Annotated in this window: 28 protein-coding genes and 1 tRNA gene; all 29 read left to right on the top strand. The window is 54.5% G+C overall.

Features of this window, described 5'->3' with window-relative positions; translation table 11 throughout:
* Nucleotide 1 precedes the first annotated feature (1 nt).
* The 29 genes from MJA45_RS16890 (at nucleotide 2) to trpE (ending at nucleotide 21,623) form a co-directional block, all read left to right on the top strand.
* Complete coding sequence (locus MJA45_RS16890) at nucleotides 2-901, top strand: YIEGIA family protein (RefSeq protein ID WP_407083053.1); 900 nt, start codon at nucleotides 2-4, stop codon at nucleotides 899-901.
* 3 nt (nucleotides 902-904) lie between these two features.
* Nucleotides 905-1,084, top strand: a complete 180-nt coding sequence (locus MJA45_RS16885; protein ID WP_315603076.1) for a capping complex subunit for YIEGIA — start codon at nucleotides 905-907, stop codon at nucleotides 1,082-1,084.
* Nucleotides 1,085-1,163: 79 nt separating this feature from the next.
* Nucleotides 1,164-2,486: a ribosome biogenesis GTPase Der gene (der, locus tag MJA45_RS16880; RefSeq protein WP_315603075.1), complete on the top strand. Its 1,323-nt coding sequence runs from the start codon at nucleotides 1,164-1,166 to the stop codon at nucleotides 2,484-2,486.
* A gap of 12 nt (nucleotides 2,487-2,498) precedes the next feature.
* The gene (gene plsY, locus MJA45_RS16875) at nucleotides 2,499-3,098 is read left to right on the top strand and encodes a glycerol-3-phosphate 1-O-acyltransferase PlsY (protein WP_315603074.1); all 600 of its coding nucleotides are present in this window, start codon (nucleotides 2,499-2,501) and stop codon (nucleotides 3,096-3,098) included.
* A 24-nt stretch (nucleotides 3,099-3,122) separates the two neighbouring features.
* Nucleotides 3,123-4,169: an NAD(P)H-dependent glycerol-3-phosphate dehydrogenase gene (locus MJA45_RS16870; protein ID WP_315603073.1), complete on the top strand. Its 1,047-nt coding sequence runs from the start codon at nucleotides 3,123-3,125 to the stop codon at nucleotides 4,167-4,169.
* 63 nt (nucleotides 4,170-4,232) lie between these two features.
* Nucleotides 4,233-4,523, top strand: coding sequence for a stage VI sporulation protein F (locus MJA45_RS16865; protein ID WP_315603072.1), 291 nt, complete (start codon nucleotides 4,233-4,235; stop codon nucleotides 4,521-4,523).
* Between the two features lie 116 nt (nucleotides 4,524-4,639).
* Nucleotides 4,640-4,819, top strand: a complete 180-nt coding sequence (locus MJA45_RS16860; RefSeq protein WP_315603071.1) for a DUF2768 family protein — start codon at nucleotides 4,640-4,642, stop codon at nucleotides 4,817-4,819.
* Nucleotides 4,820-4,838: 19 nt separating this feature from the next.
* Nucleotides 4,839-5,132: a 2Fe-2S iron-sulfur cluster-binding protein gene (locus MJA45_RS16855; protein WP_315603070.1), complete on the top strand. Its 294-nt coding sequence runs from the start codon at nucleotides 4,839-4,841 to the stop codon at nucleotides 5,130-5,132.
* A 20-nt stretch (nucleotides 5,133-5,152) separates the two neighbouring features.
* On the top strand, nucleotides 5,153-5,800 hold the full coding sequence (locus MJA45_RS16850; RefSeq protein WP_315603069.1) for a nucleotidyltransferase family protein: 648 nt from the start codon (nucleotides 5,153-5,155) through the stop codon (nucleotides 5,798-5,800).
* Nucleotides 5,769-6,110 carry a 2Fe-2S iron-sulfur cluster-binding protein gene (locus MJA45_RS16845; RefSeq protein ID WP_315603068.1) on the top strand — a complete coding sequence of 114 codons (342 nt, stop codon included), beginning with the start codon at nucleotides 5,769-5,771 and terminating at the stop codon, nucleotides 6,108-6,110. The genes MJA45_RS16850 and MJA45_RS16845 overlap by 32 nt, the downstream gene beginning before the upstream one ends.
* Nucleotides 6,104-6,829 (top strand): hypothetical protein, encoded by a 726-nt coding sequence (locus MJA45_RS16840; RefSeq protein ID WP_315603067.1) that lies wholly within the window; start codon nucleotides 6,104-6,106, stop codon nucleotides 6,827-6,829. The genes MJA45_RS16845 and MJA45_RS16840 overlap by 7 nt, the downstream gene beginning before the upstream one ends.
* 385 nt (nucleotides 6,830-7,214) lie before the next feature.
* A complete protein-coding gene (spoIVA, locus tag MJA45_RS16835; protein ID WP_315603066.1) occupies nucleotides 7,215-8,693 on the top strand; it encodes a stage IV sporulation protein A in 1,479 nt (492 codons plus the stop codon).
* A gap of 230 nt (nucleotides 8,694-8,923) precedes the next feature.
* Nucleotides 8,924-9,196: an HU family DNA-binding protein gene (locus tag MJA45_RS16830; RefSeq protein WP_315603065.1), complete on the top strand. Its 273-nt coding sequence runs from the start codon at nucleotides 8,924-8,926 to the stop codon at nucleotides 9,194-9,196.
* Nucleotides 9,197-9,336: 140 nt separating this feature from the next.
* Nucleotides 9,337-9,413, top strand: a tRNA-Pro gene (locus tag MJA45_RS16825).
* Between the two features lie 142 nt (nucleotides 9,414-9,555).
* On the top strand, nucleotides 9,556-9,777 hold the full coding sequence (gene mtrB, locus MJA45_RS16820) for a trp RNA-binding attenuation protein MtrB (protein WP_315603064.1): 222 nt from the start codon (nucleotides 9,556-9,558) through the stop codon (nucleotides 9,775-9,777).
* 75 nt (nucleotides 9,778-9,852) lie between these two features.
* A complete protein-coding gene (locus MJA45_RS16815; protein ID WP_315603063.1) occupies nucleotides 9,853-10,389 on the top strand; it encodes a hypothetical protein in 537 nt (178 codons plus the stop codon).
* A gap of 85 nt (nucleotides 10,390-10,474) precedes the next feature.
* On the top strand, nucleotides 10,475-11,338 hold the full coding sequence (locus MJA45_RS16810) for a heptaprenyl diphosphate synthase component 1 (RefSeq protein WP_315603062.1): 864 nt from the start codon (nucleotides 10,475-10,477) through the stop codon (nucleotides 11,336-11,338).
* Between the two features lie 15 nt (nucleotides 11,339-11,353).
* Nucleotides 11,354-12,091, top strand: a complete 738-nt coding sequence (locus MJA45_RS16805; RefSeq protein ID WP_315603061.1) for a demethylmenaquinone methyltransferase — start codon at nucleotides 11,354-11,356, stop codon at nucleotides 12,089-12,091.
* Nucleotides 12,084-12,953: a UbiA-like polyprenyltransferase gene (locus MJA45_RS16800; RefSeq protein WP_315603060.1), complete on the top strand. Its 870-nt coding sequence runs from the start codon at nucleotides 12,084-12,086 to the stop codon at nucleotides 12,951-12,953. The genes MJA45_RS16805 and MJA45_RS16800 overlap by 8 nt, the downstream gene beginning before the upstream one ends.
* Complete coding sequence (locus MJA45_RS16795; protein ID WP_315603059.1) at nucleotides 12,950-13,576, top strand: UbiX family flavin prenyltransferase; 627 nt, start codon at nucleotides 12,950-12,952, stop codon at nucleotides 13,574-13,576. The genes MJA45_RS16800 and MJA45_RS16795 overlap by 4 nt, the downstream gene beginning before the upstream one ends.
* Nucleotides 13,542-14,399 carry a menaquinone biosynthetic enzyme MqnA/MqnD family protein gene (locus tag MJA45_RS16790; RefSeq protein WP_315603058.1) on the top strand — a complete coding sequence of 286 codons (858 nt, stop codon included), beginning with the start codon at nucleotides 13,542-13,544 and terminating at the stop codon, nucleotides 14,397-14,399. The genes MJA45_RS16795 and MJA45_RS16790 overlap by 35 nt, the downstream gene beginning before the upstream one ends.
* Nucleotides 14,396-15,370: a heptaprenyl diphosphate synthase component II gene (hepT, locus tag MJA45_RS16785; protein ID WP_315603057.1), complete on the top strand. Its 975-nt coding sequence runs from the start codon at nucleotides 14,396-14,398 to the stop codon at nucleotides 15,368-15,370. Before MJA45_RS16790 ends, hepT begins: the two co-directional genes overlap by 4 nt.
* 34 nt (nucleotides 15,371-15,404) lie before the next feature.
* The gene (gene ndk / locus MJA45_RS16780) at nucleotides 15,405-15,848 is read left to right on the top strand and encodes a nucleoside-diphosphate kinase (RefSeq protein WP_315603056.1); all 444 of its coding nucleotides are present in this window, start codon (nucleotides 15,405-15,407) and stop codon (nucleotides 15,846-15,848) included.
* A 70-nt stretch (nucleotides 15,849-15,918) separates the two neighbouring features.
* The gene (locus MJA45_RS16775; RefSeq protein WP_315603055.1) at nucleotides 15,919-16,704 is read left to right on the top strand and encodes a CheR family methyltransferase; all 786 of its coding nucleotides are present in this window, start codon (nucleotides 15,919-15,921) and stop codon (nucleotides 16,702-16,704) included.
* Nucleotides 16,705-16,827: 123 nt separating this feature from the next.
* Nucleotides 16,828-16,992, top strand: a complete 165-nt coding sequence (locus MJA45_RS16770; protein WP_315603054.1) for a hypothetical protein — start codon at nucleotides 16,828-16,830, stop codon at nucleotides 16,990-16,992.
* Nucleotides 16,993-17,190: 198 nt separating this feature from the next.
* Complete coding sequence (gene aroC / locus MJA45_RS16765) at nucleotides 17,191-18,354, top strand: chorismate synthase (protein WP_315603053.1); 1,164 nt, start codon at nucleotides 17,191-17,193, stop codon at nucleotides 18,352-18,354.
* A gap of 1 nt (nucleotide 18,355) precedes the next feature.
* Entirely contained in the window at nucleotides 18,356-19,450 is a 1,095-nt protein-coding gene (gene aroB, locus MJA45_RS16760) for a 3-dehydroquinate synthase (protein ID WP_315603052.1), read from the top strand.
* A gap of 3 nt (nucleotides 19,451-19,453) precedes the next feature.
* Nucleotides 19,454-19,828: a chorismate mutase gene (gene aroH, locus MJA45_RS16755; RefSeq protein WP_315608042.1), complete on the top strand. Its 375-nt coding sequence runs from the start codon at nucleotides 19,454-19,456 to the stop codon at nucleotides 19,826-19,828.
* A gap of 247 nt (nucleotides 19,829-20,075) precedes the next feature.
* On the top strand, nucleotides 20,076-21,623 hold the full coding sequence (gene trpE, locus MJA45_RS16750) for an anthranilate synthase component I (RefSeq protein WP_315603051.1): 1,548 nt from the start codon (nucleotides 20,076-20,078) through the stop codon (nucleotides 21,621-21,623).
* The last annotated feature ends 14 nt before the right edge of the window (nucleotides 21,624-21,637 follow it).

The raw sequence follows: 21,637 nt of genomic DNA, 5'->3' as shown, positions 1-21,637 counted from the left end.
CTTGGCTTGGTATGAAGGCAGATTTACGCTAGGCATCGCCATAGGGATTGTGTTCGGGATGATTGCGAGGTTTCAGATGCTCCGGACGGATTACCGGCAGTATCCGACTTATCCCCACGGGAAGATTATTCATATCGCATTGGGCTTTATAGCAGCCGGTCTTGGCGCTGTGGCGGTTCCCGCTCTCTTGAACAAAGAATATACGGCCGTCACTTTTCTGACTCTGGCCGCCCAGCAGTTTCGGGACGTGAGAAAAATGGAACGGGAAACATTGATGAAAATTGATGAGACGGAGCTGGTTCCCCGAGGGAGCGCCTATATTGAAGGAATCGCCATGGTCTTCGAGGGGAGAAACTACCTGGTTATTCTGACGGCGCTCGTCACGACTTTGTGTACCGTTCTTTTTGCCTGGTATTGGGGAGTGACGGCGGGTGTCCTCGCTCTGCTTCTGAACGCCATGCTGAAATCGGGGAAGAATTTAAAAAGCATTGTGGACGTTCAACCGGCCGAAATCCGAATCGACGGACCCGGTCTTTATGTGGACAATATTTATATAATGAATATAGGACTTGAGGACACCCGGGACAAAATGCGGAAGCATGGCATGGGCTTTATTCTGACTCCGTCTAACAAAGACGGGCGCATCTCCATAGCGAATCTGGGACAGCGGCAGGCCATCCTGCACAACCTCTCGGCGATTCTCGGGATCTACCGGGATTCCGGAGAACCTTCTCTGCTGCCGATGGCCAAACTTGATCTGGAGGACGGGAGGCTGGCCGTTTTCTTCCTGGCCCCTCAAGTTCACCTGGAGCAGGCCCTTCAAATATTGCAGCATGTGCCCCTGCTCGAGTATGCCGTCCGGCTGCCTCGCAAGGCGGAGCGCAAGGGAAGGAGCGGATAGGCCATGGCTAAGATAGTAGCCGTCGTATCCACCCAGAGAGACAAAATTGCAGGAGGAGCCCCGATCTTTCTTGCCTCCGATTCGGCCGAGCGGCAGAAGCTGGCCTTTGAGCTGGAAAAGATACTGGATGCTATGGCTCATGAACTGGATGAGGAAACCATGATCCTGGTTAATCATCATTGATCGGGGATTAGCCTTTTGGCCGGTTATTTGATATGATGAAGGTTGTGTGACAACTATATGGAACTTGGGAGTGGAGCGAATGGCAAAGCCCGTTATAGCCATTGTAGGCCGGCCGAACGTAGGCAAATCAACAATATTCAACCGGCTGATCGGGGATCGCTTGGCCATCGTGGAGGACAAACCGGGCATTACCCGTGACCGCCTTTACGGTACGGGCGAATGGCTGAATCAAAGCTTTAATGTCATTGATACCGGTGGCATCGAGATAGACGGCGAGGACGAGATCCTGAAATCGGTCCGGGTACAGGCCGAGCTTGCGATTGAAGAAGCAGACGTCATCGTGTTCATGGTAGACGGCAAGGTGGGAATAACACCGGCTGACGAAGAGATCGGCCAGCTGTTGTTCCGGTCGCATAAGCCCGTGGTGCTGGCCGTCAACAAAATCGACAATATCAAAATGCAGGAAAACATCTATGAATTCTACAGCCTGGGATTTGGAGATCCCATTGCGGTTTCCGGGGCTCATGGAATCGGAATTGGGGATTTGCTCGACGCGGCAGCCCAGCATTTTCCGGAAGACCAGGAGGATCCGTACGGCGAAGACGTCATTAAGGTCGCTCTCATCGGCCGTCCGAATGTCGGCAAGTCCTCGCTCGTGAACGCCATCCTTGGCGAGGACCGGGTAATCGTCAGTCCGGTGGCGGGAACAACCCGGGATGCCATCGATACTCCGTTTGAACGGGACGGCCAGCAGTATGTGCTGATCGATACCGCCGGAATGAGGAAGCGGGGCAAGGTATACGAAACGACGGAGAAATACAGCGTCATGCGCGCCTTGAAAGCGATTGAAAGAGCGGATGTGGTGCTGGTGGTCATTAACGGCGAGGAAGGCATTATCGATCAGGATAAGCATATTGCCGGATACGCTCACGAAGCCGGAAAGGCCGCCCTGTTCGTGGTAAACAAGTGGGATGTCGTGGAGAAGGACGACAAAACGATGAACCAGTTTACTCAGAACATCCGGGATCACTTTCTCTTCATGTCGTATGCCCCCGTCACCTTCGTATCGGCCAAAACTAAGCAGAGGCTGCATAAGCTGCTGCCGGTTGTAACAGAGGTGGCCGAGCACCATTCGATGCGGGTGCCGACTCACGTCCTGAATGACGTGGTCTCCGATGCGGTAGCGGTAACGCCGCCTCCTACGGATAAGGGACGCCGGCTGCGCGTAAATTATGCCACTCAAGTAGCAGTGAAGCCTCCGACCATCGTCTTCTTCGTTAATGATCCGGAGCTGATGCACTTTTCTTATCTGCGATACCTCGAGAACAAAATCCGGGCGTCCTTTAACTTCGAAGGAACCCCGCTTCGCTTGTTTACTCGCAGGAAATCGTCGGACGAATAGGGGGAGCGTCAAGTGCAGCTACTTGCGGTGATTATCAGTTACTTGCTCGGGTCCGTCAGCTTCAGCTTTCTGGCGGGCAAGCTGTTGAAAGGAATCGACATCCGCCAGCACGGGAGCGGCAATGCCGGAGCGACGAATACGCTCCGCATTCTGGGGAAAGGACCGGCGATCGCCGTCCTGGTACTGGATGTGGCCAAGGGCGTTGCCGCCGTCATCCTCGGCAGGTGGCTGGGAGACGGGAATCTGTGGATTCCCATTCTATGCGGACTTGCCGTGATTATCGGGCACAATTGGCCCGTTTTCTTTGGGTTCCGGGGAGGCAAGGGCATCGCCACCGCCATCGGCGTACTGGCGACCCTGAGCTTCCTGCCGGCTCTTTTTGCGGGACTTATTGCCATTCTACTAATTGTGATTACTAGATACGTCTCCCTCGGCTCACTTGTTTTTACGGCGCTGACTCCTGTCTTTCTGGCCATTATGGGCCGGGAGAGGGAGCTCTTGTGGGCCAGTCTTATCATTGCGGTTTTCGCTTACGTCCGCCATCGCTCCAATATCAAGAAGCTGATCGCGAGACAGGAGAACAAGCTGGGGGCCTCGCGCAAGCAAGGATAACTTCTACGGAACGGAGGGGAAGCCATGGCTAACAAAAAAGCGGCGGTTCTGGTAGCCGGAAGCTGGGGTACGGCTCTGGCAACCGTCCTTGCCGATAACGGGATGGAGGTCTGCCTCTGGTCCCGAAGGGAAGAGCAGGTGACGGAGATCAACCGCCGGCATACGAACAGCAGGTTTCTGAAAGACACGGTGCTGTCCGAGGCCATCTACGCGACCACGAGCCTGGAAGAGGCCGTCCGGGATGCGGAAGCTGTCATCCTGGCGGCGACCTCCGCGAGCATGCGGGAGATTGCGGGGAAGCTGCAGCCTTACCTGCCGCCGGAGGCGCTCCTCATCCATGCTACCAAAGGCTTTGAAGTGGAGACGATGAAACGGATGACCTCGGTGATCGCCGAGGAGCTTCCATCCTATGACAGCCGGCGGATCGTGGTGCTCTCGGGACCGAGTCATGCGGAGGAAGTCGTGCTCCGCTGCCCTACGACCATCGTAGTGGCCGCAGAGGAGATGGAAGCCGCCGAAGCCGCACAGGATCTGTTCATTAACAGCCATTTCCGGGTCTATACGAATCCGGACGTTACCGGAGTCGAGATCGGCGGGGCTCTCAAAAATATTATAGCGCTTGGAGCCGGATTAACCGACGGGCTCGGCTTTGGCGATAACGCCAAGGCGGCGCTGATGACCCGGGGCTTGGCGGAGATCGCCCGGCTCGGCACGGCGATGGGAGCCAATCCTCTGACTTTCGCGGGACTCGCGGGTGTCGGGGATCTTATCGCGACCTGTACGAGCAAGCACAGCCGCAACTGGAGAGCCGGCTATATGATCGGTCAGGGAGCCGCACTCGAAGAGGTGCTGGAGAAGATGGGCATGGTGGTCGAGGGGGTCAAAACGACCCAGGCCGCTCATATTCTAGCCCAAAGGTATGAGGTGGCGATGCCGATTACCGATGCTTTGTTCCGGGTTCTGTTCGAAGGCAAAACGCCTGAGGAAGCCGTAGAGGATCTCATGGGAAGGGTAAGGACGCACGAGATTGAGGACATCGCCCAGGAAGCCTCGGCCAAATGGGTACCTTAGCCCACACCTTGCCGGAGCTCGCTTCATAAACTACCTTAGTCCGCATTAGGGAACTGGGAGGTTATGAAGGTGAGCGACAAAAATGTGCAGAAGGACGTTCTGAACGCGATTAATAGCAAGACCGGCAAAAAGGTGACGGAGAAGGACATCAGCAAGCTGGCTAGCGGAGTAAAACCGTCGACGCTTCAAAGCGAGGAACAGCTCCGGCAGCTGATTAAGCAAGTATCCGGCATGGTTAACATCCCGGTTTCGGAATCTACCGTAAACGACATTATCCAAGCCGTTAAGGGCAGCAATCTGAATACGGGAAGCCTCGAACAGCTGATGAAAATGATGGCAAGCAAGAAGAAATAAGGATCCGGCCGGCCGGTTGGATGTGAGCCATGGGAATGCTTTAGGCATCCCGTGGTTTTTTTATGCCGTGAATGCTATAATCTAGGGTAGACTTTGCAGCTGGGATCGGTGATCGTATGAGCAGTATGGACAAAATGTGGGCTTCGTTCTATGCAATCGGGCTGATGCTGCTGGCAAGCGTAATCATTACCTTCGCCAGGCACAAGACGAAAGGGATTGTCCGCTTCGTCTTGTCTTTCATTGCCTTCGTCTTGTTTATTCCGATTTTTTTGCTGATGCTGGCTTCTATGTTTTAAAGAGAGAAGGAGAAACGGTATGATTGAATTAAAAGGGCGGAACGTAACCAAATCGCTGGAAAACGGCCAAGGCAAGACGATTCTGGATCTGGCCTTGAAGCACGAGGTGGATTGGGGCTTCTCCTGCACCCGGGGAACATGTGCTAGATGCCGCTGTTTGATAACGGAAGGGTTGGACCAGTTGGCCAAGCCTACCGATGAGGAACTGGACCGGCTGGAGCCGGAGGAGCTGGAGCAGGGCTTCCGGCTGGGCTGCCAGGCGATTGTCAAAGGGACAGGCCCGGTCACGGCGGTATGGAAGCCATATTTCTAAGAGAAATCAGGTAATGATGAATGACTAATCATGAAGCATGCCGGAAGCTTCCGGCTTCTATGGCCGAGGCGCTCCGCCTGCTGGCTGACCGGCTCGCTCCCTATCAGGGGGCATGGATGGTCGGAGGCAGCTGCGGGCTGCTTTTGCATGGGCTCCGCCTACCGAACGAGCCGCGCGACCTCGATCTGTACGCGGACCGGAATCACGTCGGGGACATGCATCGTTTACTGGCGGATAGGGCGGAGGATGAGCAGCAGCACAGCCGGACCGACCGGTATGACTCCGTTCTCAGCCACTACAGGGTGAGCGGGGTTAACGTGGAGCTCGTGGGCGGTTTCGAAATCCGCGCCACCGGTTCCCTCTACCGGGTGGAAACGGATGTGCTGAAGCCTTATGCGGCTATCCCTTCCATCGACAAGCGGATACGGGTCATGCCGCTTGCCCATGAGCTGGTCTTTAACCTGCTCCGCGAGCGGGAAGACCGGTACGAGCCGGTGGCGGCGGCGATGAAAGCCAACCCGGCCGCTCATATGCCTGCCCTCGGTGCGATTGTACAGGGCAACCGGCTATCCCTAGAGCTGCTGAGGAAATTGGAGAGCCTCACCGAATACCCGCTTACGAAGGAGGGCGATAGCCATGCACCCGGAGATTCATTTCCTGCCGGATGACCGCAAGGTGACCGTCCGGCCGGGAACCACTCTGCTCGATGCCGGACGCCGGGCTCGGGTCCAGATCCGGACGCGCTGCGGAGGCAAGGCTGCCTGCCTCATGTGCAAGGTTCGGGTACCGGATCAGACCGGACTGGCCCCAATGAACAAAAACGAAGAGCTGAAGCTCGGAAGCCAGAGCACGGAAGGGTACCGTTTGGCCTGCCAGGCCAGGGTAACCGGTCCGGTGTCGGTCCATGTGCCGGAAGACCCGCTGAAGGCGGCTGTCCGGGCCCAGCTTCAGAAACAAAAGGAGGACCAGGAATGGTAAAGGCCAGAATGTTGCTTTTTCCGTGCCTTCTCTTTCTTCTGCTGGTAACGTCCGGATGCATGTATTCGGAGGAGAAGATCAAGCAGAATCAGCTGGCTACCGGGGAATTTATCACGGTCGTCCAGAACGCCGTGGATGAATTTCATAAGCGCCGGGGGGTTCTGCCCATCAAGACCAAAGAGGAGGACACCCCCCTCTATGAGAAGTATTTGATAGACTTCAAGAAGCTGAAGGACTACAACGTTCTGAGCACCATCCCCGGAAACGCGTTTGAGAACGGAGGGACGGCTCTCTACGTCCTGGTGGATGTCGAAACCTCCCCCAAGGTCAAGATGATGGACCTGCCGTCCTACCAGCGCATGGTGGACCTGCAGAAGGAGATTGATGCTTACAAGGCCAAGAACCAAGGGGCGCTCCCCAAAGGGCAACCCCTTGCCGAAGGCTTCTCCTATATCGACTATACCAAGCTGAAGAAAAAGGAACTCTCCCTCCAGAGTCCTTATTCGCGTACCTCCCTATCCGCCATCATGGATGATACGGGAAAAGTAGGCATCGATTACGGCCCTGAGATCGCCAAAGCCATGAGCCGCAAGGGACTTACCTCGGCAGATCCCGGTAAGGACCTCCGGTCTCTTCTGGTCGAGGAGGGGTATTTCGTGCCGGCCCGATCCTTTCCCTACACGTGGAAGAACGGCGAACCGACCGTAACCAGGGAATAAAAAGGAAGAACCCGCATTGTCCGGACGACAAAGCGGGTTCTTCCTTTTTATAGAAGCTTCCCATGACTAGGAATAATCAGAAGGGAAGGGACATAACGATTACCGTATGCTGTTTTGGCCGCCCTTTTTCACGGACCTGTTGTCCCCACAGAAAAAAGCTAGTAAAAAACAGGCATACTCTATGAACGGCTACATATAGTTATACTAGTCCAAGTAATGCACGAGTGTGGCCGCATCACGAGCCCGAACATCCGGGAATGGCTTCCAGGCTCCCTGATGCCTGATCCGATAACGGGAGCTTCCTCTTATTAGGGATCGGGCGCCAAGTCCAAGGTTCGAACGCTGCCGCTATTATCGTCATTCCAACTTGTAGGAGGAGATCTCATTGGAGAAAATCGACATCTTTAAGGACATTGCCGAACGTACCGGCGGGGATATCTACCTGGGGGTCGTCGGTGCCGTCCGCACAGGCAAGTCCACGTTTATCAAGCGTTTCATGGAAGCCGGCGTTCTGCCCAATATCCGCAATGAGTCGGATCGGGCACGCGCCACCGATGAGCTCCCGCAAAGTGCGGCAGGGCGGACGATCATGACGACCGAACCGAAGTTCGTGCCGAATACCGCCGTCCAGATTGCCGTCTCGGAAGGCTTAAACGTCAATGTCCGCCTCGTGGACTGCGTAGGCTACGCGGTGGAGGGAGCCAAAGGCTACGAGGATGAGAACGGTCCCCGGATGATCTCAACGCCATGGTTCGATGAGCCGATTCCCTTCGAGGAAGCGGCCGAGATCGGAACGCGCAAGGTCATTCAGGAGCATTCCACCCTTGGCGTCGTGGTCACGACAGACGGCAGTATCTCCGAAATCCCCCGTTCCTCCTACGTACAGGCGGAAGAAAGGGTGATTGCGGAGCTGAAGGAAGTCGGAAAGCCCTTTGTTCTCATTATTAACTCCACGAGACCGAACAGCGAATCGGCACTCGAGCTTCGTACCGAGCTTGCCGCCAAATATGATATCCCGGTGATGACCTTGAGCGTAGCCCAAATGGGAGAAGACGAATGCCTGTCCGTTCTGAGAGAAGTCCTATACGAATTCCCGGTCCATGAAGTAAACGTCAATCTTCCGAGCTGGGTCATGGTGCTGCAGGAAAATCACTGGCTGCGGAGCCACTTCGAGAATTCCGTAAGGGATACGGTTCAAGACATCCGCCGGCTGCGGGACGTGGACCGGGTGGTCGGGCAATTCTCCGAGTATGACTTCATTTCAAGAGCCGCTCTTGCGGACATGAACATGGGTCAGGGCGTCGCGGAAATCGATCTGTATGCGCCCGACGAGCTCTACGACAAAATCCTGATGGAGGTCGTGGGGGTTGAGATCCGGGGCAAAGATCATCTTCTTCAGCTCATGCAGGAGTTTACCCACGCCAAAAGGGAATACGATCAATTTGCCGAAGCTCTTGAAATGGTCAAAACGACAGGCTACGGCATCGCCCCGCCGACCTTGGCCGAAATGGCTTTGGACGAACCCGAGCTTATCCGGCAGGGAGCCCGCTTCGGGGTTCGGCTGAAAGCAACCGCGCCATCCATTCATATGATCCGCGTGGATGTCGAATCGGAGTTCTCCCCAATCATCGGGACAGAGAAGCAAAGCGAAGAGCTGGTTCGTTACCTGATGCAGGATTTCGAGGACAACCCGCTCAAAATCTGGGAATCCGATATTTTCGGCCGGTCGCTCCATTCCATTGTACGGGAAGGGATCCAGGGCAAGCTTGCCATGATGCCGGACAATGCCCGCTACAAGCTTCAAGAGACGCTGGGCCGGATCATCAACGAAGGCTCCGGCGGACTGATCGCTATCATCCTTTAAAGCTTGGTTTACTGGCAGATAACCCCGGGTATAGGAAGCCGCTTCCAGTCTACGGACCGGAAGGCTCCTTCCCGGGCTTTTCGCATGTCGAAATAACGGTGCAGGACTTGCAAATACCCCTTAGGTATATTACTATAGTTTTGACCGTTGAGGCTCACCGCATGTATATTTTGCGGGAAAACCGTTAAAACAAGAGATAACAGAACGACCAGCAGAAGGAGGTGAATGACATGAATAAATCCGAATTGATTACCAAGGTAGCTGAATCCTCCGAGCTTTCCAAGAAGGACGCCACCAAAGCGGTAGAAGCCGTGTTCGATGCCATTTCCGAAGCCCTGCAAAGCGGAGATAAGGTTCAACTTGTTGGATTTGGAAATTTCGAGGTTCGTGAACGTTCCGCCCGTAAAGGACGCAATCCTCAGACGGGAGAAGAAATCGAAATCGCCGCCAGCAAAGTGCCTTCTTTCAAGCCAGGTAAAGCTCTGAGAGACGGAATCCAATAGTCGGCTTATCGTACATACGAGTACCCAGCGACTTATTGATATGAAGCCGTATCTGCCTCTTATGTGGATGCGGCTTTTCTGCGTAAACTAGCATTGACAACTCCCACCGAACTGGTTTATTATATTTTTGCGCAGTACGTCGGGGTATGGCGCAGCCTGGTAGCGCGCACCCTTGGGGTGGGTGAGGTCGCACGTTCGAATCGTGTTACTCCGACCATGAAAGAGACACCGTCAAGGCCGGTGTCTCTTTCTTTTTGCCTGCCTAATGCTAATCGGGATAAGAGAGAGCCTCCGGTTGACTTCCGGACGGATTTACAGCATCATAGAGGGAAGGATCGAAGAACGGAGGATTAGAGTTGATGGAGCAGAACCAAGCCGAATATTTCGTGATCAAAGCCAAAGAGAACGGGGTCCAGGTCATCGGACTTACCCGGGGCCAGCATACTAAGTTTCATCATACGGAGAAGCTGGACAAGGGAGAGGTCATGATTGCTCAGTTCACCGATTTTACCTCGGCGGTCAAGATCCGGGGGAAAGCTGTCGTCATGACGAAATTCGGAGAAATCCACACGGAAGAATAAGAGCTCCCAAGCAGGCATAGCCTGCTTTTTTCTATTGTAGAATGAGGTATAAGGCTTGGATAAGGAGGAATCGCGATGCGCAGCTCCATCCGCATTATACTGACATTCGCGCTTACCGGGTCGGTAGCGGCGGCCATGGCCTGGCTGCCCCAGCTTGACAAAGGGCGCACCCGAGGTGAACTGGCCGTCTTCCGTACGAACCAGCTGCCTGCCTTGAACGAGCAGAATTTGGTCGATCAACTGGGCGGTCTTCCGTTTCGGCTCGACATTGGGCATGTACAGTGGAGTCATTCCGTGCTCCAGGTGGATCTGCTGTCTTACGGAACTCCTAGGGAGAGCGACATTTACCGTGATCTGTATGAGCTGACCCGCTTCGGGTTGCTGCGGACCTCCAATGTCTCCCAGGTGACGGTCCGGGTATTGGACCAGACGGGAGGTGGCTCGCGCAACGGTCCGCTTCTGATGGCCATGGATGCAAGAAGAGAGGATACGGGGGATGGGCGGGCGGCCGAATTGAAGCCGGACCGGCCGGATTTGGCGGAGCAGCTTAGAAAGCTGTACCGGATTTCTTATACCTCCAGATGGAACGACAAAACGGGAGAGCCCCGGTAACGTTGATTGTACGGCTGGATTAAATAATGCTATAATTATAAGCTGTAGCTTTGGAACGTATTGTTAATGATGGCGGAGGCGCAAGATGAATAAATTATCCATCCAGAATTTGGCCAGGTGGTATACCGATTACGATATGATCCGCACCTATACGGACCTTCCTTCTTACCCGGAGGTCCGGACAAGGCTTCTTTTGGCTGCCCTTGAGGAAGAGGGAGTCGGGGAGGAGCGGAGAACCCTATACGCCCTGGTTGTCTCCCTGGTCCAAATGGGATTGGATACCCACCAGACGGTGCCTGTGCGCAGTGAACGGAAAGACAAGCCCGCTGCCCGGTCCCTTCAGTTGAAGGTGCTGGCCGGTGACTACTTCAGCGCCCGTTATTATGATCTGCTGGCGCGGGCGGGTGAGATCGAGATGATTGATCGGATCGCTTCCGCCATCTGTGAAGTCAACCGCAAGAAAATGAATTTCTATCTTCAAACCAGACAAGCCGTCATCGGCCCGGAAGAGTGGCTGGATCAGAAGGTTTCCATTCAGATGGAAATGTTTCTTCTTTTCCACTATTTGATGACCGGGAAGAGAACGGCGGAATGGCCCGACCTTCTGAGGAGTGCGACCTGCCTAGAGATATTGGCGGCGGAGTACATGGCGGAAGGCCAAGCGGAAGAAGAGCAGGATTCCTGGATTTATTGGTATCTTATCCATAGCGCTGCAGCGGACGACAGGAAACAGATTCAATCGGACCGCTGCACGCCCAAAACGAAAGAGGCTCTCTTCGTCAAATACCGGGTACGGGAAAGGCTTGCTTCTTTGCTGGAAAGGGAGCTGCTCCGGTTCGAGAAGATAGGAAACGGGATGTCGAACGGGAAGCTGGCGGCAGAGGTGGAATCCGCCTCTGCCGCTTGGAAGGACTGTCTTAAAGGAAACAAAGTGCTGGAAGAGCGATAAGGGAGTCGTCAGGATATGAAGAACAAAGAACAGTTCGTCCATTCCGTATTCGAGAGCATCGCTCCCAAATACGACTTGATGAACGACATATTGAGCTTTCGCCGGCATAAAGCCTGGAGAAGCTTTACGATGAAGAAGATGAAGGTGCCTGCGGGAGCGACAGCCATCGATCTGTGCTGCGGAACGTGCGATTGGACGCTTTCTCTTGCCAAAGCGAGCGGCACAGGGCCCATTGTAGGGCTGGACTTCAGCCAGCATATGCTGGATTACGGGGCGGAGAAGGTCAAGGCTGCCGGCCGGAACGAGCAAATTACGCTCGTACAAGGTAATGCCATGAGTCTTCCTTATGATGACCATTCCTTTGACTATGCCACCATCGGCTTCGGGCTTCGGAACGTACCGGACCTGGAGCAGGTGCTTAGGGAAATGCAGAGGGTCGTGAAGCCCGGCGGACAAGTGGTCTGCCTGGAGCTTTCCAAGCCTACCTGGCAGCCGTTCAAATCCATTTATTACTTTTACTTTCAGCGGCTTCTTCCGCTCATGGGCAAGCTGATTGCCAAGCGCTACGAACAGTACAAATGGCTTCCCGAATCCTTAGTCAGCTTTCCCGATCACCAGCAGCTAGCCGGCATTTTCCGGCAGATCGGACTGACGAATGTCCAAGCCTATCCGCTGACGGGAGGAATCGCCGCCCTTCATATCGGATTCAAGGAGAACATCAAGCAGGGACCGGAGGCAAGCCAACATGCGTAAAGTTAAAATTTTTCTTGAAATGATCAAATTCGAGCATACGTTATTCGCCCTTCCCTTTGCCTTCATGGGAGCCCTGCTTGGTGCGGTTGTCATGTTCGGGCATCTTCCAAGCTGGGGCCAGATCGGCTGGATAACCCTTGCCATGTTCGGGGCACGGAGCGCCGCGATGGGACTTAACCGGGTCATCGATAAGGTTTTCGACAAGAAGAATCCCCGCACAGCGGGGAGGGCCATCCCGGCGGGTCTGTTGTCTTCGAAGGAAGTTCTATTGTTTATTGCGGTTTCCTTTGTCCTCTTGTTTGTAGCGGCCTCTCAGCTCAGCACCCTGGCGATGAGCCTGCTACCGGTTGCTGTTTTTTTTCTGGTCTTTTACTCTTATACGAAGCGGTTTACCTGGCTGTGCCATGTCATTCTGGGTCTAACCATTGCCCTGGCTCCGCTCGGGGGCTGGGTCGCCGTAACCGGAAGCGTCAATGCTGCCGCCATGGTATTCTATTTCTCCATTGCCTTCTGGACGGCGGGCTTCGACGTCATCTATGCCTGCGGGGACATCGAGTTTGACCGCAAAGAAGGACTTTATTCCATTCCAAGCCGGTTCGGGCTTGAGAAGGCGCTGCTACTGGCCAAAGTATTCCACCTCATTACGGCGGTTGGCCTGATTATCTTGTTCTTTATGACGGACTTGAGCTGGTGGTACTTCGCCGGGCTTATGATCGCTTATTTGATTCTTATCTATGAGCACCGGCTTGTTTCTCCGACGAATCTGTCCAAGCTGAACACGGCCTTCTTTACCTTGAATGGGGTGCTCAGCATTGTGATGTTCGTCTTTACCCTCGTCGATCTGTCGGTGCGTTATTTATGAACAGGCCGTGGATTGTCGGAATAACGGGGGCGAGCGGTGCCGTTTACGGAGTTACGCTGTGCCGGTACCTGCTCGAGTTTGGCTGCCGGGTTCATCTCGTCATTACGGATGCCGGCTGGCGGGTGCTGCATGACGAACTGGACTGGAACGCCTCCAAACGGAAGGAGATGCTGGAGAAGCATTTTCCGGATGCGGGAGACCGGCTGACCTACCATCCGATCCAGGATATTGGGGCGAGTATCGCGAGCGGTTCGTTCCGGACCGCCGGTATGGTCATTGTCCCCTGCTCCATGGGAACCTTGGCGGGGGTGGCACGAGGCGCGTCGGACAATTTGCTGGAGCGTGCGGCTGACGTTATGCTGAAGGAAGGACGTCCCCTGCTCCTGGTTCCGAGGGAAAGTCCGCTTCATTCCATTCATCTAGAGAACATGCTGACCTTATCCCGGATGGGGGCGCGTATCATCCCGGCTATGCCTGCTTTTTATCATAAGCCTGCATCCATACAGGAGATGGTGGATTTTCTGGTAGGCAAGGTTATGGATTCGATGGGAATCGAGCATGATGTATACAGAAGATGGGGAGAAAATCATGAACAACAGGAGATTTCGCTTAGGAAGAATTAATTTCACGAATGTTTGGCCGATTTATTATCATTTTCCGGAGGCAAGGTTCCGGGATCGGATCGAGCTGGTTTCCCAGGTGCCGACCATGCTTAATCAGGCGCTGGCCGAAGGCGAAATCGACGCCAGTCCGGTATCCTCCTTTGCTTACGGCGCCAACTTCAAAGATTACGTTCTTCTGCCGGATTTATCGGTTAGTGCGGGGAATCGGGTCAAATCCATTCTGCTTTTTCACGAGAAGCCCATTGAGGAAATTGCGAACGGAAGGGTCATGCTGCCGACCACTTCGGCGACCTCGGTTAATCTTCTCAAAATTCTATTGGAGAAATTCCATCAGGGCCGCCCGGATTACCGGTATGCCGCTCCATCCCTTGAGGAAATGATGCAGGAGGCGGACGCTGCCCTGCTTATCGGCGATGACGCTATCCGGGCCGGATGGGCCAATACGAAGTACAAGGTCACCGATCTTGGGGAAGAGTGGCACCGGTTGACCGGTCTTGGCATGACCTTCGCCGTTTGGGTGGTCCGTAAGCAGGCGGCTGAAGCCGCACCGGAGTTGATTAACGAATTGTATGAAGCCTTTCTGGGGAGCAAAGAACAGGGCCTGCGGGATCCCGGTGAGATGATTGCCGAGGCGGCGGATCGGATCGGAGGCACCGAGGAGTATTGGAAGCAGTATTTTGCCAATCTCTGTTATGATTTCGGTCCTGACCAATGGAAGGGACTGGAGCTGTACTACCGGTATGCTTACGAATTGGGACTGGTTCATGAGCCGGTGGATCTGCAAATCTGGGGGTATAAATCCGCTAAACGGGTGAAACAATGAAGATTATAGATATTTATTCCAGGTATAAAAAAGATTTGGCCAATATCGAGAAAGAGCTGGAGAGCAGCGTTCAGTCCGATCATGCTCTTCTGAACGAGACCTCGGTTCATCTTCTGAAGGCAGGCGGAAAGCGGATCCGGCCTGTCTTTGTCCTGCTCGCCGGCCGGTTTGGGAATTATGACCTGGAAACGCTCAAAAATGTCGCTGTGTCCATGGAACTCATCCATATGGCTTCTCTGGTTCATGACGACGTCATTGACGATGCGGCTACCCGACGGGGGCAGCCTACCGTCAAGTCCAAATGGGACAACCGGATTGCGATGTACACGGGAGACTATATCTTTGCGAGAGCCCTTGGCGTCGTAACCCGGCTGCCCCAGCCCGAGATTCACCAAATCATGTCGCATGCCATCGTGGAAATGAGCGTCGGGGAGATGGAGCAGATCCGGTTCTTCTTTCATACCGGCCAGACCGTGAGGGATTACCTTCTCCGGATCAAGCGCAAAACGGCTTATTTAATCGCGATTAGCTGCCAGCTGGGTGCGGTGGCGGCAGGAGCCTCTGCAAGCGTTTGCGACAAACTGTACCGTTTCGGTTATAATGTAGGAATGGCGTTCCAAATCCGCGATGACGTGCTTGATCTTAACGGGACGGAGCAGCAGATTGGCAAACCGCCAGGGAGCGATATCAAGCAGGGCAACATTACCCTGCCGGTGCTGTTTGCCCTTCAGGATCCGCAGCGGAAGGTTCTTCTTCTTGAGCAGATTGAGAGCATCCGGGAAGCGGAGGGGCAAGGGGATGTCACCCCTTTTCTGGAAGCCATCCGGCGTTCCGGAGGAGTGAAGAGGGCGGAGGACTTGGCGTCCCGCTACATTGACAGAGCCATCGAAGCATTGGACGGGCTCCCCGCCCGGCAAGCGAAGAAGGACCTCATCCGCATCGCGCATTTCGTGGGGAATCGTTCCTATTAAGTCGACATTATTAGAATTCAGGAGGAGTTAAGGCATGGAAAGAAGCTTTATTATGGTTAAGCCGGACGGAGTCCAGCGCGGATTAATTGGTGAAGTCGTTAAGCGTCTGGAGCAGAAAGGCTTCCAGCTGGCGGCTGCCAAGCTGATGGTGATCTCGCGCGAGCAAGCGGAGAAGCATTATGCTGAGCATCAAGGAAAATCCTTCTATGAAGAACTGATTTCCTTCATCACATCCGGACCGGTTTTCGGAATGGTTTGGCAGGGGGATCAGGTTATTACGATTTCCCGCATGCTGATGGGCAAAACCAACACGCTGGACGCTCAGCCCGGAACCATCCGCGGAGATTTCGCCGTACATACCGGCAATAACATCATTCACGGCTCTGACTCTCCGGAGAGCGCGGAACGTGAAATCGCGAACTTCTTCCGGGAGGAAGAAATCGTGAATTACGAAAGAACCATCCAAAAGTGGATCTAACCCGGCAGGAATCCGCCGATCCGTATGGAATTGTTGAAGAGACATAACGGATTGGTGGAGAGTGATGGGTATGGAAATAACGGAAGACCGGGATTTTGCTCAATTTGTTAAGAAGATCAAAGAGCTGACATCCATCGATTTGAATCAATACAAGGAAGCCCAGATGAAACGAAGGCTTACTACGCTTCGGATGAAGAAGGGCTTTTCTTCGTTCGGCGCGTTCTATGACGCGATAGCGGGAGACAAGAGGCTGCTTTATGAGTTTCTGGACCGCATGACGATCAACGTTTCGGAATTCTGGCGCAACCCCAACCGTTGGGAAGTGCTTCAGACGAAATTTCTGCCGGAGATGCGCCGTAGGCACACACGAGTGAAGTGCTGGAGTGCCGCCTGCTCGACAGGGGAAGAGCCTTATACACTATCGATGATTCTCGCTGATCTCGGTGCCCAGGGAGAAGTTCAGATTACCGCAACGGATATAGATGAGGGTGCATTGGAAAAGGCCCGTCAAGGGACTTATCCGGACCGGTCCGTAAGGGATGTTCCGGCCGCTATGCTGGCGCGCTATTTCCGAAAGGAAGGCAGCGAGTACCGCGTGACGGAAGAACTGAAGAAGCCGATCCGGTTTCAGAAGCAGAATCTGCTGACCGACCGGTTCGAGCCGGGACAGGACTTGATCATATGCCGCAACGTCATGATTTATTTTACCGAAGAGGCGAAGCAGCTTCTCTATCACAAATTTTCGGATGCTCTTAAGCCGGGCGGCATTCTTTTTGTGGGGAGCACGGAGCAGATTTTTACTCCGGGGCAATACGGACTGGAGCCGGCGGATACTTTTTTCTACCGTAAACTGTAGCAGGAGGGCCTTATCTTGGAGTGTTACCGGATAAGCACTAGAGTGCGGCCCAGGACCTGGGGTATACCCGGCCAAACGGTTGCCCATACTAGTCGTAGAAAGGTATTTTCAGGAGGTCCGTCTATGGACAAAAGAAAGGTCATTACCGCCTACCGCCGGGGAATGATCAGCAGAGAAGAGTGCGCTCAAATTCTCGGGATTGATTCCATGCTGCTTTTTCGTGCCGTCAGCGACAACCGGTTTGATCCGCCGGTGACGAACCGGGCGAAGGAGTCTCTCAAAGGTTGATTCTCTTTTTGGAAGCTGGGCCGCGATGTCCATCATGGTTTGCGTAAGGCAGACCGGGGGGCTTGCGGCCTTTTTGGCGTGCGGTTACCAAGCTAGCGTTTCTTGTCAAACCGTGACACCTATACTATAATTAGCACATAAAAGCGCTAAAGCGTGTTTGGCGCAAGAGGTTTTGGGATAACGAGGGGAGCTTACGACGTGAGATACTTAACGGCAGGAGAAACACACGGCCCGCAGCTGACGGCCATTATTGAAGGAATGCCCAGCAACCTGAAGGTTGCTCTGGACAATATCAATTTCCAGCTGGCCCGCAGGCAGAAGGGATACGGCCGGGGACTGCGGATGCAGATCGAGAAGGATACGGCTCAGCTGAAAGGCGGAGTCCGGCACGGCCAAACGACCGGAGCGCCCATCGCGTTGGTGGTGGAGAACAACGACTGGAAGCACTGGACCAAAATCATGGGCTCCGAGCCGGTCGATGAAGACAACGAAGGAAGAAGAAGGGTGCACCGCCCCCGTCCGGGACATGCGGATCTGAACGGCGGCTTGAAATATAACCAGAAGGACCTGCGGAACATTCTGGAGAGATCCAGTGCCCGTGAAACGACGGCCCGCGTAGCGGTCGGAGCTTTGGCTCGGGAGCTGTTGGCCGAATTCGGGATTAAGGTGGCCGGACAGGTTCTGCGCATCGGCGATGTGGAAGCGAAGCGGTCCGACCTCTCCTTGGATGAACTGATCCGAATGACGGAAGAGTCTCCGGTACGGGTAGCGGACAAAGAAGCGGAAGCGAAGATGATTGCGGCTATCGATGCGGCCAAGGAAGACGGGGATACGTTAGGCGGCATTGTGGAAGTCATTGTGGAAGGAGTGCCGGTCGGACTCGGCAGCCACGTCCAATGGGATCGGAAGCTCGATGGGCGGATTGCCCAGGCGGTGCTCTCCATACAAGCATTCAAAGGCGTGGAATTCGGCATCGGCTTCGAGGCGGCGTCGCTCCGGGGCTCTAAGGTCCATGACGAAATCCGCTATAATGAAGAGAAGGGCTTCCACCGGGCTTCCAACCGCGCCGGCGGTTTGGAAGGCGGAATGACCACGGGAGAGCCGGTTGTCGTACGCGGCGTCATGAAGCCGATCTCGACCCTCTATAAGGCCCTTCAAAGCGTTGACATTGATACGAAGGAAACGTTCACCGCTCAAGTAGAACGCTCCGATACATGTGCCGTTCCGGCAGCGGGCGTCATCATGGAGAATGTGGTGGCTTGGGAGATCGCGCAAGCTTTCATGGAAAAATTCGGCGGGGACTCCATCGAAGAAATTCGGGCGAACCTGGCGAATTACCAAGCCCAAGTGGAGAGCTACTAGGATGAGAGAGCTGCAGGTTAACTTAAGGGACCGTTCCTATCCCATCTACATTGGAGAGGGAATCCTCGACGAGATCGCTTCCTTGTTCGAGAAGCATGACATTCGCAAAGCTTCTCCTTTAATGATCGTTACCGACGAGCATGTGGCTCCCGTGTATCTGGATCGGATAACGCAAAGTCTAATGGCGGGCGGCTATCAAGTCGCCTCTTACGTGGTAGCCGCAGGAGAAAGGTCCAAAGCCCTCAGCGTACTCGAGGACATTATCGGTGCTGCCTTGGATGCGGGCCTCGACCGAAGCTCCGCCATCGTGGCTCTTGGCGGCGGTGTTGTGGGGGACCTCGCCGGCTTCGTGGCCGCAAGCTACATGAGAGGAATCCGTTTCGTTCAGATTCCTACAACCATTCTTGCTCATGACAGCAGCGTCGGCGGCAAGGTTGCCGTCAATCATCCGAAGGCGAAGAACATTATCGGTGCATTTCATCAGCCCGAGCTCGTTCTCTACGATACGGCCACGCTTCGGACGCTTCCCGAGCGCGAGATTCGCGCCGGGTTATCCGAAATGATCAAGCACGGCTTGATCTGGGATGCGGAATTTACGGCTTGGCTGGATCAGCATGCGGAGGAGATTCTGGCCCTTGAGCATGATAAGCTGGAATACGGCCTATACATGGGCTGCCAGGTCAAAGCGTATGTCGTTTCCCAAGATGAGAAGGAAAACGACCTGAGGGCTATTCTTAACCTCGGCCACACGATAGGTCATGCACTGGAAGCGGTCGCCGGCTACAACGAGCTTCTTCACGGGGAAGCCATTTCCATCGGAATGGTCGGCTCTGCTAAGCTGGCTGTGAGAATGGGCCGTTCGGTACGGATCTACACCGAGACGAAGCGCATTCTGGCCAAATTCGGACTGCCGGTCCGGCTGCCGGAGCACCTCGATACCGACCGGATTATGAAAGCGATGATGCACGACAAGAAATTTAAGGAAGGCCGCACGGTCTTTGTCCTGCCTACGGAAATCGGCCGGGTTGAAATCAACAAGCAGGTTCCGGTCGAGTGGGTCAGAGAAGTAGTGGAAGAACTGAAGCGGGAGGCCTAGATGATGTGGGTACGTGGAATTCGCGGTGCGACTACCGTGGAGAACAATGAAGAGCAAGAAATCTTGCAGGCGACCATCGAGATGCTGAATCAGATTGTAGTGGAGAACGACGTGGTTCCGGAAGACATCGCGAGTGTCTTCATCACGACAACGGAAGATTTGACCGCCACGTTCCCGGCGAGAGCCATTCGCCAGATGGGCGGCTGGGAGCTGGTCCCCTTGATGTGCTCCATCGAGATCCCGGTGAAGCCGAGCCTGCCGAAATGCATTCGACTGATGGTTCATATTAACACCACCAAGAAACAGAACGAAATCCGCCATGTTTATTTAAATGAAGCCAAAAGCCTACGTCCCGATATTGTACAGGCGAAAGGGTAAAGGCTGCTTTCCAGGCATTGACGGATCGTCGTCAGGTAAGGTAATATGAAGGAAGAAGAGTTGAGATGAGTTGAGATATGTTGAGCGGAGTCGAGGGAGACAGGATGAGAAGCACGGGCTTCTTGGGCCATGTCCGATTTATTTGACTATTCCGAACTCCTTACATATTACAACGTTTGCCTCTGCCTTCCGGCAGAGGTTTTTTTGTTTAAATCATCAACTCCCCCATACCAAAGGAGAGGTGCCCATGTATACCCCTGAGCTGCAGGAGATTATCCGCTACGCCAAAACCTTCAACCTGATTCCCGTTGTCCGGCATTTGCTGGCGGACACCGAAACCCCGATTCGCGTGTTTCAGCAATTTCACGAGGAGCCCCGGGCGTTTCTGCTGGAAAGTGTGGAAGGCGGGGTTAAATGGGCGCGTTATTCCTTTATCGGGACCGATCCCTTCCTGATGATCCGCGGAAAGAACGGAGCGATCGAAGTCACGAAGGGCTCGGAGACGAAGGTCCATCACGAGAAGCCGCTGGAGGTGCTGAAAGCCTACCTGAGGGCTTACCGCAGTCCTTCCCTGCCGGATATGCCCCGATTGACCGGAGGGGCGGTCGGCTTTTTCGGATACGATCTCCTTCAGTATTATGAGAACCTTCCGAAGCACCGGACGGACGATCTGCAAATGAACGACATTCAGTTCATGTTCTGCGACCAGCTGGTCGTCTTCGACCACTTCAAGCAGCAGCTGAAGGTTATCGCGAATGTGCATGTCCCTCCGTTTGCCTCCGATGCGGAAATTGCCGAGGAATACAACCGGACCTGTGCCCGAATCGACGCCACGATCGAGAAGCTGAGAAGACCGCTGGCCCCTTCGCACCTGACCCAGCACACCATTCCGGAAGAAGTGGAGCTGGGGGAAATCCAATCGAACGTCACCAAAGAGAAATTCATCTCCAATGTCGAGCAGGCGAAGGAATACATCCGGGCCGGGGATATTTTTCAGGTGGTGCTATCCCAGCGCTTTGAGATTGAGACCGCCGTTTCGCCCCTGCAGGTGTACCGGGTGCTGAGAACGATGAATCCCTCCCCCTATATGTATTATCTGAAAATGGACGACGAGGTCATCGTGGGCACTTCTCCCGAGCTGCTTGTCCGGGTGGAGGATCACAAGGTAGAAACCCGGCCGATTGCCGGGACCCGGCCGCGCGGCCGCACCACGGAAGAGGATTTGGCGCTCGAGAAGGAATTGCTGGCGGACGAGAAGGAACGGGCGGAGCATCTGATGCTCGTAGATCTCGGAAGGAACGACATCGGGCGGGTAGCGAAATTCGGAACGGTGAAGTGCGATACGTTCATGGAAGTCGAGCGTTACTCGCATGTGATGCACATCGTCTCGAACGTGGTCGGAACCATCCGCGAGGACAAGGATTTCTTCGATGCCTTTATTTCCTGCCTGCCGGCGGGAACGGTATCGGGGGCTCCCAAGCTGAGAGCGATGGAGATCATCGCCGAGCTCGAGAACGAGTCGCGGGGTGCTTATGCGGGGGCCATCGGATACTTGGGCTTCTCCGGAAACCTCGATACGTGCATCACGATCCGGACGATCATCTTCAAGAACGGCAAAGCCTATGTACAGGCGGGAGCGGGGATTGTATGGGATTCCGTCCCGGAGAAGGAATTTGAAGAGACGGAGAACAAAGCCAAAGCTCTGCTGAAATCGATCCGCATGGCGGAAGCCATTTTTACCGGTAAGAAGGAACAGCCTGCAGAGATCAACAGCGATTATTTTGTTCAACTTTAATCGGGAGGAATTCA

The organism is Paenibacillus aurantius (assembly GCF_032268605.1).
GTDB classification, from domain to species: Bacteria; Bacillota; Bacilli; order Paenibacillales; family NBRC-103111; genus Paenibacillus_AO; species Paenibacillus_AO aurantius.
The sequence above is the reverse complement of the archived record's forward strand: the minus strand, read 5'-3'. Positions and strand labels throughout refer to the sequence as shown.

Coding starts and splice junctions, on each gene's coding strand:
- hepT (WP_315603057.1), top strand. CDS start 14,396: ATGAAGATTATAGATATTTATTCCAGGTATAAAAAAGATTTGGCCAAT.
- MJA45_RS16770 (WP_315603054.1), top strand. CDS start 16,828: ATGGACAAAAGAAAGGTCATTACCGCCTACCGCCGGGGAATGATCAGC.
- MJA45_RS16870 (WP_315603073.1), top strand. CDS start 3,123: ATGGCTAACAAAAAAGCGGCGGTTCTGGTAGCCGGAAGCTGGGGTACG.
- MJA45_RS16775 (WP_315603055.1), top strand. CDS start 15,919: ATGGAAATAACGGAAGACCGGGATTTTGCTCAATTTGTTAAGAAGATC.
- der (WP_315603075.1), top strand. CDS start 1,164: ATGGCAAAGCCCGTTATAGCCATTGTAGGCCGGCCGAACGTAGGCAAA.
- MJA45_RS16850 (WP_315603069.1), top strand. CDS start 5,153: ATGACTAATCATGAAGCATGCCGGAAGCTTCCGGCTTCTATGGCCGAG.
- MJA45_RS16830 (WP_315603065.1), top strand. CDS start 8,924: ATGAATAAATCCGAATTGATTACCAAGGTAGCTGAATCCTCCGAGCTT.
- MJA45_RS16860 (WP_315603071.1), top strand. CDS start 4,640: ATGAGCAGTATGGACAAAATGTGGGCTTCGTTCTATGCAATCGGGCTG.
- trpE (WP_315603051.1), top strand. CDS start 20,076: ATGTATACCCCTGAGCTGCAGGAGATTATCCGCTACGCCAAAACCTTC.
- ndk (WP_315603056.1), top strand. CDS start 15,405: ATGGAAAGAAGCTTTATTATGGTTAAGCCGGACGGAGTCCAGCGCGGA.
- MJA45_RS16795 (WP_315603059.1), top strand. CDS start 12,950: ATGAACAGGCCGTGGATTGTCGGAATAACGGGGGCGAGCGGTGCCGTT.
- MJA45_RS16885 (WP_315603076.1), top strand. CDS start 905: ATGGCTAAGATAGTAGCCGTCGTATCCACCCAGAGAGACAAAATTGCA.
- aroB (WP_315603052.1), top strand. CDS start 18,356: ATGAGAGAGCTGCAGGTTAACTTAAGGGACCGTTCCTATCCCATCTAC.
- MJA45_RS16800 (WP_315603060.1), top strand. CDS start 12,084: ATGCGTAAAGTTAAAATTTTTCTTGAAATGATCAAATTCGAGCATACG.
- mtrB (WP_315603064.1), top strand. CDS start 9,556: ATGGAGCAGAACCAAGCCGAATATTTCGTGATCAAAGCCAAAGAGAAC.
- MJA45_RS16855 (WP_315603070.1), top strand. CDS start 4,839: ATGATTGAATTAAAAGGGCGGAACGTAACCAAATCGCTGGAAAACGGC.
- MJA45_RS16865 (WP_315603072.1), top strand. CDS start 4,233: ATGAAGGTGAGCGACAAAAATGTGCAGAAGGACGTTCTGAACGCGATT.
- MJA45_RS16810 (WP_315603062.1), top strand. CDS start 10,475: ATGAATAAATTATCCATCCAGAATTTGGCCAGGTGGTATACCGATTAC.
- MJA45_RS16840 (WP_315603067.1), top strand. CDS start 6,104: ATGGTAAAGGCCAGAATGTTGCTTTTTCCGTGCCTTCTCTTTCTTCTG.
- MJA45_RS16805 (WP_315603061.1), top strand. CDS start 11,354: ATGAAGAACAAAGAACAGTTCGTCCATTCCGTATTCGAGAGCATCGCT.
- MJA45_RS16845 (WP_315603068.1), top strand. CDS start 5,769: ATGCACCCGGAGATTCATTTCCTGCCGGATGACCGCAAGGTGACCGTC.
- MJA45_RS16815 (WP_315603063.1), top strand. CDS start 9,853: ATGCGCAGCTCCATCCGCATTATACTGACATTCGCGCTTACCGGGTCG.
- MJA45_RS16790 (WP_315603058.1), top strand. CDS start 13,542: ATGAACAACAGGAGATTTCGCTTAGGAAGAATTAATTTCACGAATGTT.
- aroH (WP_315608042.1), top strand. CDS start 19,454: ATGTGGGTACGTGGAATTCGCGGTGCGACTACCGTGGAGAACAATGAA.